The sequence below is a fragment of the Clostridium sp. Marseille-P3244 genome, assembly GCF_900120155.1.
Taxonomy (GTDB): Bacteria; Bacillota; Clostridia; order Lachnospirales; family Lachnospiraceae; genus Mediterraneibacter.
Window position 1 is genome coordinate 32,374 of the sequence record NZ_LT635548.1, and the last position, 13,681, is coordinate 46,054.

The following is a 13,681-nucleotide window of genomic DNA, read 5'->3' on the forward strand; positions in this document are numbered from 1 at the left end:
CCTCCACTCTTACATTTCAGCAAACTTTTTTTCCAGTCTTTCTGCCTGTTTCCGGCACATTTCCCACGCGTTATCCGGCAGATGAAGGACTGTTCCGTCTTTTACGACCCGCTCCCCGTTTATGACAGTATCCGTTACGTGCCCCGTAAAAGCATCTGTTATATGTCCGATAAAATTTCCGGCATGCAGCGGAGTCGGAGCGTCATATGACACCATAATAAAATCTGCCTGATACCCTTTCTTTATCTTCCCCGTTTGAATCTGGAACGCATGCTCCACTACCCGCCCGGGATTATCGAACGCCAGTTTTATAATATGATCTGCCGTCATTCCTTCAGGGCTTCCCAGCCTCAGCTTCTGCAACAAAACGGCAATTTTAAGTTCCTCGAACAGATTATAGTAAAACCCGTCGCCGCCCAGAGCAACATGTACGCCATTTCTCAGCATTTCCTCTGCCGGGCAGATACCCACGCTGTTGCTTGCGTTAGACTGAGGATTATGGGCCACCGTTGCTCCCGCCTGCGATACCAGCTTCCATTCTTCCGGTCCGGTATGAACAAAATGAGCAAGGATCGTTTTTTCTTTCAGTATCCCCGTTTCTTCCAGCATTTCCACAACATGCCTGTCATACTTTTTATAGGAGCAGACCACATCCGCCTTATCTTCCGCGCAGTGGATGTGAAAACCGACATCATACTTGTTCTCCATTTCCGCCGCCTGCCGCAGCGTTTTTTCCGAAAGAGAATACAAAGCGTGGAGCCCGAACATTCCCCGGACTGTATCTGTATCGTCCCTTCCCGCACACTTTTCGATAAACCTCACATTTTCTTCCAGGCCCTGTCTGCAGGACTCCTCTCCGTTTCTGTCCGAGGTCTCATAGGCCAGCACTGCCCTTGCTCCGATCTCTTTTACTGCCTGTTCAAGAATATCGAGACTGCCCGGACAGCATCCCGGAGAAGCATGATGATCGATAAATGTGGTGACTCCACATTTTACTCCTTCAGCCAGACCCATTACTGCACCTGCGTAGACCATATCCTCATCCAGCGAGCGATCCACATTCCACCACAAATCCTGCAGTACCTGCTGCCAGTTTCTCAGACGGCGCCCGACGGACATCCCTCTGATCAGCTGTCCGTAAAAATGGCTGTGTGTGCATGTCATCCCGGGCATGATGATTTTATTTTTTACATCTTCAGCTTCTGACCCCGGTTCCGGGATCAGAAGCTGATAATCGTCCATCGTTCCTGTCTCAGCGATCTTATTTCCTTCCACTTTGACATATCCGCTGCCGATATAATAATTATCAGCGTCAAATGTCAGTATCTGAGCATTTATATAATATTTTATCATCTCTGCCTCCTGACATCCGTCATACTATTTTTCCGTGTTATAAAGGAATTCTGCGTTTTCCGCATAGTCAGGCCTTCCATGCTTTCCTGTGGCGCTTTCGTAAATTTTATTACAGATAAAGCAGAATATAAATGCCGCGATCATACCGACAAGCGCCGGGATGAAAAATGCCGTAACGTTGGAAATATAGGCACATACTGATGCCAGGATGTACGCGATCAGATTCGGAATATTGATCTTCTTAAAAGTAACATATTCCATTTTGGGGAATTTTCTCCACCAGTTATAGGCATGATCTGCAAGAACAATGGCGCCAAGCGGCGGGATAAATACTCCAAGGAACGTAAGGAACGGGATAAAATATCCATACACGTTTACAGCTGTCAGAATCGTAGCCAGAATTGTACCCCAAAATACATATTTTGACTTATTTTCATCATTAAACAGCTCTGCGCCGGCCATTCCGTATGCATATGCCGTGGACGCGTTTGTCGTCCAGATGTTCAAAATCAGAACGACGATCGCCATGCCGACAATTCCAAGTTCAAAGAACACTGTAATCATGTCTATAGCATTAAATGCCAGTCCTCCCAGCATACCTGTTCCAACCATAATAACAGTTCCAATGAAGAATGCGGCGAATCCGATAAAGAAACCTTTTAACGGCGATTTTGCGTACCTTGTCCAGTTGGTGCAGTTTGTACCGCCGGAACAGAATGTTCCGATTACAGATGTGATCGCGCTGATCATCGTCATTTCTCCTACTCCATCCGGAACAATCTGCATCAGTTCGGAGAATCCTCCTGCCGCTGAGACAGCCATTGTCGGCACCGCAAATACCAGATAAACGAACGGGATCAAAGCAATATACGAAATAATCTCTAATCCCCTGTTTCCTTTCAGAACCGTAAATCCCATAACCAGAGAAAACGCGATCGCCAGAGGAACGTACAGACTCTCGGAAAGTCCCAGACCCTGGATAAACAACTCAACAAAATATGCGGTCTGTACAGCAAACCAGAAAACCTGTGTCGCTCCCAGGATCAGATCCGCCCATTTTGCTCCCCAGCTTCCAAGTGCAAATCTGGCCAGCACCACGGTGCTCAGTCCGGTGCGTGCCCCCAACGCTGTCATCAGTCCGGTATAAAGAGCCAGAACTCCGCTCCCTGCCACCAGTATGAGGATCAGATCATTCCAGGCAAACGCATGGGCAATGCTTGCCCCTGTCTCCATCGTTATACTGAGGAAACAAAATCCCAGGAGCACGACAAAGATTGGAATGCTTGCTTTACGTTTGTCAAGAGGAACATTCGTTACAGCATAATCACTTTCTACTACTTCTGCTTTCGTATTGACTTCATTTTTCTTCATTGTTTTTCTCCTCTTCTCACTCACCTTAATATCACTTAAGATCAACAATATGTAACAGCACCGGCCGGGCATACCGATGAGCAGGCCCCGCAGCCACGGCATTTTTCTGTATCAAGGACAGGAATTGTTGACGGTTCCTTCTGATGCAGAGCCTCAAATCCAAAATCATTGCAGCAGACTGCACATTTTCCGCACTTGATACACTTATTCTCATCGATCCGGCATTTCACATGAAGTTCCCGGCTGAGAGCGCTGTGTTCTACAATATATTTCAGGGAAGCACCTCTCATGGACTCTATACTGGAATAATCTTTCTCTTCCATGTATCTGTCCAGATTTTCGCACAGCTTCTTTACCATATTCAGCCCATACATAGAAATCGCTGTACACACTTCCAAAGCCGATGCACCCAGCAGTAGGAATTCTGCCGCGTCTTCCCAGGTAGTGATCCCCCCGACACCTGCGATAGGCAGATCTGGACAAACAGACAGGATTTTGGTGATGGCAGCCAAAGCCACCGGCTTCAGGATCGGCCCCGACAACCCTCCCCAGGTAGCAAGCCCGGCCGTATTCAGTTTTGGCAGACCGGTATTGATATCCACCCCGATAAAACCTCTAAGTGTGTCAATAGCGCAGAGACCGTCCGCTCCTGCATTTTCCGCGGCTTTTGCGAGCGCTGCTATGTCCGTCACATTGGGTGTCATTTTCACGATCACCGGAGTTCCATGTTTTACTGCATTTTTTATTGTTTTTGTTGTACTGTACATCAGTTCCGGGTCAGAAGCCGGGATCCGCTGGGTGACATATTCGGCATCTCCGGCAATGCTCTGTTCTCCCTGTGGGCATGACATACTCAGTTCGATCATGTCCGCGCCGGCGTCTTCCATCACTTCCACAAGTTTTTCCCAGTGTTCCTTTTCCGCAGCCATAATGCTTCCCATTAAAATGCGGTCAGGATACTTTTTCTTAAAATACCTGATGTCTTCCGCAATTTCATACACATCTCTCTCCGAAATAAGATCTGTATTGAGAAACCCCATCTGCTTCTTGTTCTGGAAGTCAATCCCGGCCATATTCGGCTCTGCCAGGACCGGTGCATATTCGGGAAGTGCTGTTGTTTTAAATACGACCCCTGCCCATCCTGCCTGAAAAGCCCGTTCAACCTTGCTCCGACTGTCTGAAGACGGAGAGGCGGAAATCAAAAACGGATTGATCAAAGTTTTTCCGCAGAATTTTGTTTCCAGTCTTGACGATCTTGTGTAATCCATACTGATCATCCTCCTTTTCCCTATTTCTGATACGGATCGTCCCATAAAGTCAACTTCGTCCCAATCCCTTCTTTCAGTGCTGTCTGATACAGATCGTATCCCAGCCCCACATCAAAGGTCGCCATTCCGCAGGCGATAAACGTGACTCTGTCCTTTTCATCTTTTCTCCCCTGCTTTTCACCCATGATAACTTCTCCGATACTGGTTGAATCTTTAAGAGCAGGCATTTTCCCGGCATCGATCAATGTATAGACGGGGCCTCCTATCACCCCTTTGTAATAAGCCGCTTTATCCCCTGATTCAACTGCTTCCTGCACATAGGCCTCATGAAGCCTTACATTGTCGTAGATCAGAGTAGTATCCATCCAGAAAGAATCATCCGTCTGCATAGGACCTGTGATAAGCACGGTAACTCCTTCTTTCATCCACTCGTCTTTCACATACAGCGGTTTCAGCCTTGATGCGGCAACCGTGATCACATCTGCTTCCTTCACTGCGCTCTCCAGGTCAAGGACAACCTCGCCTTCAATCCCCAGTTCTCCCTTTTCCCATGTCAGAAATCTTTCCGACGCCTCCTTAAAAATATCGTAGCAGATTATCTTTTTTACGTTGGGCAGCTGAGTCACGATAGAACGGAGACAGGAACGGTTGATCTGCCCGCACCCCAGCACAGTGATCACTTCTGAATCTTTTCTCGCCAGATGTCTGGCAGCTACTCCCGGAACTGCTCCTGTCCTGGCTGCGCTCAGCAGATTCGCAGACATAAATGCCAGCGGTTCTCCCGTATCCTTATCATTTAACGTAACTGTAAGCACTGATCTTGGCAGTCCTTTCTTTGGATTTTCCGCATTCGATCCATACCACTTATTCCCACATACATCAAATCTTCCTCCCAGATATGCAGGCATAGCCACAAACCTTCTGTCCGGACCGGCTACAGGCATATTTGGAAAAGGACTCTCTTTTGGGAAAACCAGTCCAAGTCCATGACTGTTATGGTTGCTCCCTCCCATCAAGTAATCTCCCTTGCTCAGCAAGGTAAAAACTTCCTGGGCATTGTCAATACATTTTTCTGCATTAAGAACTCCTGCTTTTATCGTATCTTGTTCCGATAAATATAGAAACTCTGTTTTATGGGTCATCTCAATTCTCCTTTCACAATTATTTAAGTTTCAATTGTAATTTGTCCTTTTTAGTTCTTAATGTCTTATTTAATACATTAATAGTATTATAATATATCGCATATGTCAATATTTTTTGCCATTTTAAGAATATAATTTGTTTATTTTCACAATATTCATTTCAATTTTTTGTAATTATTTCACTATTTTCATTTTTATTTGCCGAAATCATTGACAGATTTAATATATCGCACTAATATAAAAGTATATTTCAATACATTTTTGTCTTATTTTTAGTGTATTTAGTCTTATTTAATACTATTAATTAAAGAAGAGGGATTTATCCATGAGAAAAATCAAAAACTACAATGCCCTTATTGCGCATGGCGATTCAGAGTCCCGAAAAATCGTCCTGGATATCACTGAAAAAACCCTTCAACAATTGGATGCCTATCACCGGATCAAAAGCATTATGCGCGTTGATGGCAATATATTACATATTGGTTCAAAATCCTGGGATCTCTCAAAAAAGAGACATGTCTATCTTCTTGGCGCCGGAAAGGCCTGCAATCATATGGCCAAGGCCGTAGATGAGATTCTTGGGGAAAAACTGACAAGAGGAATTGCGATTGTCAAAATCTTGGAAGAATCCGACCATTTTCAAAAAACAGAAGTTTATATAGGTGGTCATCCTCTCCCAAATCAGGCTGGTTATGAAGCCTGCCTAAAGATCCTGGAGCTTGTCGACCAGGCCGGTCCTGACGACCTTTTCATCGTTGTTATCAGCGGAGGGAGTTCTGCCCTCATGAGTTGTCCTATTGATGGGATCACTCTAGAAGATGAAATAAAAACAACAGACGTTATGCTCAAATCTGGAGCAGGTATCTATGAGATCAATGCAATACGCCGCCATATTTCCGCATTAAACGGAGGAATGCTCGCGAAACGGATCCAGTCTGTCGGCGCTGAACTCATTGGTTTCGGAATCAGCGACGCAGTAGGCAGCCCGGCTACCGGAGATATCGGGGTCCCCTATAAGGATTATGCCAGTACTCCCATGGGGCCTGACAAGACCACTCTGGAGGATGCCAGAAAGGTCATCCGCAATTACAATGTTGCGGACCGTCTTCCTAAAAGAGTCGTAGACCATCTTATGAATGCGGGGCCGGAATGGGAAACGCCCAAAGCTTTTCCGGATAATACTTATTATCTTCTCAACACGCTCCCCGACTCCTGCATTTATGCAAAACAGATCGCGGAAGACATGGGGATTCCCGCAATGATCCTCACCTCCTTTTTGGAGGGGGAAAGCAAAGATGCCGGCTCCTTTTTCGCCTCTGTCGCAAGAGAGGTGCAGGCCTATGGCAATCCGATCCAGCCGCCCTGCGTTATCCTGAGTTCTGGTGAAACTACAACACAGATTCTGGACAACCGCCTGATCACCGGACATGGCGGGCCCGGGCAGGAACTTGTTTTAAGCTTTTCTATTCTTGCATCCAAGACAAAGGGTGCCTGCATGCTGTCTATTGATTCTGAGGGAACAGACGGAACCACTCCGGCGGCAGGGGGCATCTGCGATTCCTCCAGCTACAGCCGGGCAGTACAGAAAGGCGTGGATGTACACGGAGCGCTGCGCGGCCATGCAAGCTACGAAGCTCTGGAAGAGATCGGGGATACTGTATTTACCGGGAACACCGGAACGAATCTCTGTGATTTCAACGTATTATATATTCCGAAAGTAGAGGACTAACACAATGAGTTCAAAAATCAAATCCATCCATGCCCGCCAGATCCTGGACTGTAAGTGCAGACCGATGGTAGAGGTAGATGTAATCACTGATGAAGGATTTCTTGGAAGAGGCTGTGCGCCCACCGGTTCATCAGTCGGAATGTTTGAGTCTCTGGTTCTTCGCGATAATGATCCTGATGAATATCATGGCATGAGCGTACATAAAGCCGTAGATAATGTTAACACACTGATCGCGCCGGAATTATGCGGCATAGATGTCTCTGAGCAGCAGAAGATCGACCAGATTATGATAAACCTGGACGGCACACAAAACAAACATGTCCTTGGCGGAAATGCGATCTACTCTACGTCTATCGCGGTGCTGAGAGCCGCTGCCGAATCGTTCCGGGAGCCATTGTATCAGTACATTGCTAAAAACAAAATACAGACGGTGCCCGTGCCGAGTTTCAATGTTATAAACGGGGGCAGATATGACAATTTCATCCAGCCCTTTAATGAATTTATTATTATGCCGTATGGCGCCTCAGACATCTATGAGGCCGTCGAAATGGGTGTCAACACATTCCAGCAGCTGGAGAAAACGATTGAAAAATATCTGGGCTATAAACCGGAAGTCGCTCCATCCTACGGCTATGTCTCTCCGTCCGATGACCCGGAAATAAACCTGGAACTGATCGCCGAAGCCATCGACATATGCGGTTATACAGGGAAATTTGGTTTTGCTCTTGACTGTGCTTCCAGTGAAATGTATGACAAAGAGTCAAATACCTATCTTTTAAAAGGAAAAAGAGTGTCTGCCGATGAACTGATCCTCTATGCCAAATATCTGACTGAGAAATTTCCTTTTGTTTTCATTGAAGATCTTCTGGATGAAGAGGACTGGGACGCCTATGCAAAGGCACATCGGGAGATCACCAGGACCAACATCATCGGAGACGACCTTATCGCAACAAATCAGGGCAGACTGAAAAAAGCTTATGAGATCAATGCCCTGGACGGATTCATACTGAAGCCGAATCAGATCGGAACGATCAGCGAAGCCATGGACACATACGCATTTGCAAAAGAACACGGGCTATTCGCGATTCCTTCCGGAAGAGCAGGCGGTGTGATCGGCGATGTTGTCATGGACTTTGCAGTCGGTCTTCAGGTAGGCTTTATCAAAAACGGGGCTCCCAGGTCGGGGGAACGTATTGATAAATTGAATTTTCTGATGAGGACCTGCGACCTGACACCGGGATGCCGATTATCTGATATTACGCCTTTGCTAAAATTTTAATATTGGCCGATGCATTTATGACAGCTTCATTTGTGAATGCAGCCGTGCGGTCTTCTGAATCCGTTTCAACAATTCTGCCGGTTGCATTTTATGAGGCTCATTCCTCAGTATATTTATTTTTTTCACTTTTGCAATATATTGCATATTGCATATTTATATTCCGATCAATCTACTCTAATATTATTAAAAGAAAGGAAAAGCATTATGAAGACTGAGAAATATAATCCTTTTGACAATGTTATAACAACTATTACTGCTGCCGCATCAATCCTTGGTTATTCAAAAAGTGATTATGACCCTATTATTTATCCGGAACGTGAACTGAAAGTTTCAATTCCTGTAAGGATGGATGATGGCAGTATGCGGGTGTTTGAAGGATTTCGGGTACAGCATTCCACTTCCCGGGGCCCGGCCAAAGGCGGTATCCGGTATCACCAGGATGTAACAATTGACGAAGTAAAGGCTCTTGCGGCATGGATGACGTTTAAATGTGCTGTCGTAAACATTCCCTATGGCGGCGGAAAAGGCGGTGTCGTATGCGATCCTTCCAAACTGTCAGAAGGAGAGATCCGCCGCCTCACCCGACGCTTCACGGCCATGATCGCTCCTGTTATTGGCCCGGATCAGGATATTCCGGCCCCGGATGTCGGTACAAATGCGAATGTAATGGGCTGGATCATGGATACATACAGTATGTTAAAGGGTCATTGTATTCCCGGAGTAGTAACCGGGAAACCGCTTCAGCTTGGCGGAGCAGTGGGGCGCCAGGAAGCTACAGGGCGAGGCGTTGTGATCACTGCTTTAAATACCTTAAAAGCCATGGATATTTCTATTTCCGATACGACTGCCATCGTACAGGGAATGGGAAATGTAGGCAGTGTAACTGCCTCTCTCCTTTACAGAGCGGGTGTAAAAGTCATCGCCGTCAGCGATGTTTCCGGAGGTATTTATTCACCTGACGGGCTTGACATCCCTGCCATCACTGATTATGTACGTTCTGGAAAAGAAAAACTATTAAAGGATTATAATAGAGAAAATATAGTCCATATTTCCAATGCAGAAATGCTTCAGATGAAAACAACACTGCTTATACCGGCTGCGCTGGAAAATCAGATCAATGCTGAAAATGCTGAAAACATTCATGCGCAAATTATCGTGGAAGGGGCTAACGGGCCTACATCCGTTGAGGCAGATGAGATACTGAAAAGACGAAAGATCACTGTAGTTCCTGATATTCTTGCAAATGCGGGAGGCGTTGTTGTCTCATACTTTGAATGGGTACAGAATATCCAGTCCGTAAGCTGGAGTGAAGAACATGTAAATGAACAGCTGAAATATATTATGGATCAGGCCTTCGAGTCTGTATGGAATATTTCCGCTGAAAACAAGACGACTCTGCGCACCGGCGCCTACTTAATAGCAGTAAAACGTGTTGTAGAAGCAAAAAATCTCCGCGGTATCTGGCCCTGACACCCCTGATTGCCATCCGTGATTTATACACTTCCGAAAACAATACAACTAATATACAGGGTATGGAACGCCTGCCGATAAAAAACAGCCGCTGTCCCATACCCTGTTCTCTTTTAAAATTCCACCGGCCGCCTCACCAGCGCGGCTGTCATGGAATCTCTGGTACATTTCCCCTGGATCAGGATTCCTTCCGGGCAGCACCTGAGAGCCGCTCTTTCACAGACATTGTCCACTCCCGTCGTCTGTTGGACAAAGTCAGATCGCTGCGTAACATTTTGTATCTTCCGCAGTTCCTCTGCCGGATAAGTAAAAAACGGGATCTTATATTTCTCTGTCAGAGCCAGAACAGCAGGTTCCTCTCTTTTCAGATCAATGCTGGCAACGGCCTCTATCTGCTCGGGCACCAGTCCGTGTTCTGCCAGGATATCTGCCAGTCCCTGTTCCAACAGTTCCGCTCTGATCCCCCGCCTGCAGCCGATCCCGACGATTATATTCTCCGGCCGCAGGATAAGCGTTCCCGCCATCTCTGCCTTATACTCGCAAGAGTATCTGTCCATTACGATGATACGGTACCGGTACTGTTCTGTCTCCTGTCTGCTGCGGCACAGTATAAGTTCTTCGGGAATTTCTCCGCTAATCCTGCATCCTTCATACTCCGGCCAGAAAGCAATACGTTCCCCTTCCAGCACCGCTGCGGATATTTCCTTCGCCGCAGCTCTGTCTAAAAGGCGCAGGCTGTTTTTCTTTGCGAACACATCGACGGCAAATTTTCTTCTGACATCTGTCGCCGTAGTATGGATCGGCAGGGCGCCGGTCAGCAGCGCGATCTCATCGGCAAGTTCCACTCCGCCTCCTATATGGCCGGAAAGGATCGGGATAATGTACTGACCTCTTTCATCTGCCACAAGAACCGGAGAATCTGTAAACTTGTCCTTCACATACGGTGCAATGGACCTGACAGCTATGCCGGCCGCTCCGATGAATACAAAACTTGATCTGCCCCAGTGATCCCCGATCATTTTCTTCAGATCCTCCGGCAGGGCGCTGATCCTCACGGAATCTCCGTCTGCCGGCTGCCTTTCCGTCCCATCTGAATTATTGTGTGTTCCGTCTTTTCCCACATATTTTGACGGAGCATATCCGCTGCAGGACTTCCCGTTCCCGACAAGCTGCCCGCACCATTTTCTATTCAGATATGTTCCCTCTCTTGTAAAACTGAAAATGATAATCTCAGATGTTTCTCTTCTGTCCATTTGTGTCTCCTTTACAGGTATTGATTATACTCCATATTTCCATACCTGTATATCCCGTCCTGATATTCTAAAAGCAGAAGTTCTGGCTATTCCAGCAGCAGCCAGTTGGCCCGGAATGGCCGCATCAGATTCCAGTACCACACTCCCGAAAGACTGTATTCACGGGCCAGATTCCATTTCGCCTCAATACTCCTGACATCTTCAAACCACACGACATGTTCGATTCCGGCGATGCGGTATGTAAACCATGGGCTCTGTGCCACCTGCGCGTACTCGATGGAAGCGCCATTGGCCGCCGCGATCTCCACTGCCTCCACATTTCCGACCGTTCGGGCTCTTGTGATTCCCCTCTCATAGGGAAGCGGCCAGTCGTATCCATAGTTCGGCACGCCCATGATCAGTTTCTCCTGCGGTATTTTTGTAACTGCGTATTCTACCACCTGACGCACTTTATCAAGAGGGGCCACTGCCATAGGAGGGCCATAAGTATATCCCCATTCATATGTCATCAGGAACACGAAGTCGGCATTTTCTCCGATCAGCGCATAGTCCAGCCCCTCTACAAGGAGTCCTTTTTGTCCGTCCGACACCTTGGGAGCCACTGCCACAGATACCTTATATCCGTTTTCGTTCATTCTCTTACGCACTTTCCCGACAAAGTCCACAAACTGCTGCCTGTTTTCCGGAAGAATGTACTCAAAATCTATATCTACCCCTGCATATCCCCGGTCACTGACTGTCTGAAGCATTTCTTCAATCAGCCTGGCCTGGATCTCTTCATTTTCCACCAGGACTTTTATCAGTTGATTATTAAAAGCTCCTCCGGAAAACGGAGTCAGGACCATCAGAGGCTGCGCCCCCTGCTCCCAGGCTGTTTCGATCATCCACAGATCATCCTGGGGCGGTGGGATCAGAGCGCCTTCAAATGTAAATCCGTACGAAAAGACAAGAAGTTCTCTAAGAGCCGGAAAGGACTGCTTAAGCAGTTCCGGTTCTACAAACGGATAGGCATACCCGCCCACTGTCATGGCCCCTGCCAGTTTCCCCGTCTCACCCTCTCCGAGGATCAGAAGCGCCTGCCCGGGCACCAGGCTGTCTCTGTCCTGAAGTTGATTATCATAAACGATCTTCCATACAGGGACACCCGTCTGTCCGGAAATCATTTCCAGCGTATCTCCCTGATCGACCACATAGATCAAAAAATCACCTCCGTGCAGAATCCTATGCTCCCGCATGGAGGTTTATGCCGAAGAAATCACATATTTCTAAGTATCACACACTGGTTTTCCCGGGATGCGAATACACGCTCAAACATGCTTCTGCTGTATACCCGAAGTCCCAGGATCGGATCCGCCACTGTAACCGTATCTTCACTGTAGCCAATGAGCACGGCTCCATGGTCGTTGCTGCTCCATTCCATATAACGTCCGTCCTCTGTATACCATCCTTGTACTTCACGCCGTTCCTTCATTCCAATGGTCACCCAGACCAGCACCGGAATTCCCCGGGCCACCAGCCGGTAAAGTGTTTCCGGAGACGCTCCTGTCATATCTTCCACCCGCATCCGGCTTCCCTGTTCTGCAAGGTACCGGTTCCCCGCCGCGACAATGGCCCCCGGCCCGCATACGTATCCGGAGGAAGCCGGATCTCCGACAAAATGGTCCTCCATATCAGGACCATACAGCTTTCCGTCTGTCCCCTGATAGAATTCAGCCGGAAGGACCGGCAGGTAGTCAGATGCCATAACCGTTTTGTCCACAACATATCCATAATAGCCCAGTATCATTGTCAACGCTGTAATCTCACATCCCGTGGGCAGTTGAGGCATCTGCAGGATAACAGCAAAATCTGCAAGAAATGCTTCATCCGGAATGGTTTCTTTTCTCTCTTCCCCAATGCTGTCCCCAGGCTCTTCTGTCCGAGTCACTGGTCTCTGTGCAGACATATTTCCGAATATTCCCACCATAGAAGAAGTTTCCCTTCCAAGGACCTGAAACAGGCCGCCCGCGAAATACAGGAGGGCTGCCAGCAGCAGACAGGAAGAAACACATCCTTTCATAAAAAGGAGCTCCCCTTTTCTCATTATAACTACAATATGCGGACCGTATGCTGCTTATACCGGCAGCCCTATTCTTCTTCCGTAAGCCTCATTCCGGCAGTATCCGTAACCGGGACAGAGAATACGATGGCCTTTGCCCGGGACTGCAGTCCCGCATCCTCCATAATTGCCTTCATGATCGTATTTTTTTGTTCTTTTTTCACCACGATCATGATCACTTCTTTCTCTGCAGCAAGTGTCACTCCCAGAAAATGCTGGGCACCTTCCATTCCCGTTCCCTTTGCATGCAGCATAGTTCCTCCTCCGGCGCCGGCTTTTCTGGCCGCTTCCATAACCTGTTCCGTATAACCCTGGTTGGCTGTAACCACCAGAAGTTCATATTTTGTATTCTTCAATACCGTCTCCTCTCCTCTCTCGAAATGCTGGGCCCGGATAAAAAAGCGAAGCTGCTTTTTCCCTCCCATGCTGCTTACCGGGATGATCACGGCGATCCCGGTTCCAGGTATATCTATCTGCATTTCCTTTTGAAGTCCGCTCTTGATCTTTTTCCATGTCTCGTCTGTCACAACAGACATGATCACAGATTTTTCTGTCTCCTCCAGACCAAAATAACTTAAAATCTCTGTCCCTGCAGTTCCTTTTCCTAAGGTGATCAGATTTACCATTACACCGTTCTTCTCATAAAATTTTTCAAATTCTTTCATGCGGTGTCTGTCAATAATAGCTGTCATCCAGAATAACTCGCTCATACAACTCC

11 protein-coding genes are annotated in these 13,681 nt (G+C 47.3%); 3 read left to right on the forward strand and 8 right to left on the reverse strand.

Features of this window, described 5'->3' with window-relative positions; genetic code table 11:
- Positions 1–9: 9 nt before the first annotated feature.
- The 4 genes from BQ7367_RS00135 to BQ7367_RS00150 are packed head-to-tail and all read right to left on the reverse strand — an operon-like array spanning position 10 to position 5,134.
- On the reverse strand, positions 10–1,353 hold the full coding sequence (locus BQ7367_RS00135) for an amidohydrolase family protein (protein WP_072523620.1): 1,344 nt from the start codon (positions 1,351–1,353) through the stop codon (positions 10–12).
- A gap of 24 nt (positions 1,354–1,377) precedes the next feature.
- Positions 1,378–2,724, reverse strand: coding sequence for a cytosine permease (locus tag BQ7367_RS00140; RefSeq protein ID WP_072523621.1), 1,347 nt, complete (start codon positions 2,722–2,724; stop codon positions 1,378–1,380).
- Between the two features lie 41 nt (positions 2,725–2,765).
- Positions 2,766–3,992 carry an NAD-dependent dihydropyrimidine dehydrogenase subunit PreA gene (preA, locus tag BQ7367_RS00145; protein WP_072523622.1) on the reverse strand — a complete coding sequence of 409 codons (1,227 nt, stop codon included), beginning with the start codon at positions 3,990–3,992 and terminating at the stop codon, positions 2,766–2,768.
- A gap of 20 nt (positions 3,993–4,012) precedes the next feature.
- A complete protein-coding gene (locus tag BQ7367_RS00150; protein WP_072523623.1) occupies positions 4,013–5,134 on the reverse strand; it encodes a tyramine oxidase subunit B in 1,122 nt (373 codons plus the stop codon).
- 325 nt (positions 5,135–5,459) lie between these two features.
- On the opposite strand from BQ7367_RS00150, the gene BQ7367_RS00155 reads away from it, so the two are divergent.
- From BQ7367_RS00155 to BQ7367_RS00165, 3 genes are all read left to right on the forward strand, one after another.
- Positions 5,460–6,863: a glycerate kinase type-2 family protein gene (locus BQ7367_RS00155; protein ID WP_072523624.1), complete on the forward strand. Its 1,404-nt coding sequence runs from the start codon at positions 5,460–5,462 to the stop codon at positions 6,861–6,863.
- A 4-nt stretch (positions 6,864–6,867) separates the two neighbouring features.
- Entirely contained in the window at positions 6,868–8,142 is a 1,275-nt protein-coding gene (gene eno, locus BQ7367_RS00160) for a phosphopyruvate hydratase (RefSeq protein ID WP_072523625.1), read from the forward strand.
- Positions 8,143–8,346: 204 nt separating this feature from the next.
- On the forward strand, positions 8,347–9,612 hold the full coding sequence (locus BQ7367_RS00165; RefSeq protein ID WP_072523626.1) for a Glu/Leu/Phe/Val family dehydrogenase: 1,266 nt from the start codon (positions 8,347–8,349) through the stop codon (positions 9,610–9,612).
- 113 nt (positions 9,613–9,725) lie between these two features.
- Here BQ7367_RS00165 and BQ7367_RS00170 read toward each other — a convergent pair whose 3' ends face one another.
- The 4 genes from BQ7367_RS00170 to BQ7367_RS00185 form a co-directional block, all read right to left on the reverse strand.
- The gene (locus tag BQ7367_RS00170) at positions 9,726–10,865 is read right to left on the reverse strand and encodes a cobalt-precorrin 5A hydrolase (protein WP_072523627.1); all 1,140 of its coding nucleotides are present in this window, start codon (positions 10,863–10,865) and stop codon (positions 9,726–9,728) included.
- 86 nt (positions 10,866–10,951) lie between these two features.
- Positions 10,952–12,055, reverse strand: a complete 1,104-nt coding sequence (locus BQ7367_RS00175) for a glycosyl hydrolase family 18 protein (RefSeq protein ID WP_442855326.1) — start codon at positions 12,053–12,055, stop codon at positions 10,952–10,954.
- Between the two features lie 65 nt (positions 12,056–12,120).
- A complete protein-coding gene (locus tag BQ7367_RS00180; protein WP_083588828.1) occupies positions 12,121–12,924 on the reverse strand; it encodes a C39 family peptidase in 804 nt (267 codons plus the stop codon).
- A gap of 68 nt (positions 12,925–12,992) precedes the next feature.
- Complete coding sequence (locus BQ7367_RS00185; protein WP_072523629.1) at positions 12,993–13,673, reverse strand: P-II family nitrogen regulator; 681 nt, start codon at positions 13,671–13,673, stop codon at positions 12,993–12,995.
- Positions 13,674–13,681: the final 8 nt, after the last annotated feature.

Excerpts from the sequence above, each read along its gene's own strand:
- BQ7367_RS00135 (WP_072523620.1), bottom strand. The coding sequence starts at position 1,353 with ATGATAAAATATTATATAAATGCTCAGATACTGACATTTGACGCTGAT.
- BQ7367_RS00140 (WP_072523621.1), bottom strand. The coding sequence starts at position 2,724 with ATGAAGAAAAATGAAGTCAATACGAAAGCAGAAGTAGTAGAAAGTGAT.
- preA (WP_072523622.1), bottom strand. The coding sequence starts at position 3,992 with ATGGATTACACAAGATCGTCAAGACTGGAAACAAAATTCTGCGGAAAA.
- BQ7367_RS00150 (WP_072523623.1), bottom strand. The coding sequence starts at position 5,134 with ATGACCCATAAAACAGAGTTTCTATATTTATCGGAACAAGATACGATA.
- BQ7367_RS00155 (WP_072523624.1), top strand. The coding sequence starts at position 5,460 with ATGAGAAAAATCAAAAACTACAATGCCCTTATTGCGCATGGCGATTCA.
- eno (WP_072523625.1), top strand. The coding sequence starts at position 6,868 with ATGAGTTCAAAAATCAAATCCATCCATGCCCGCCAGATCCTGGACTGT.
- BQ7367_RS00165 (WP_072523626.1), top strand. The coding sequence starts at position 8,347 with ATGAAGACTGAGAAATATAATCCTTTTGACAATGTTATAACAACTATT.
- BQ7367_RS00170 (WP_072523627.1), bottom strand. The coding sequence starts at position 10,865 with ATGGACAGAAGAGAAACATCTGAGATTATCATTTTCAGTTTTACAAGA.
- BQ7367_RS00180 (WP_083588828.1), bottom strand. The coding sequence starts at position 12,924 with ATGAAAGGATGTGTTTCTTCCTGTCTGCTGCTGGCAGCCCTCCTGTAT.
- BQ7367_RS00185 (WP_072523629.1), bottom strand. The coding sequence starts at position 13,673 with ATGAGCGAGTTATTCTGGATGACAGCTATTATTGACAGACACCGCATG.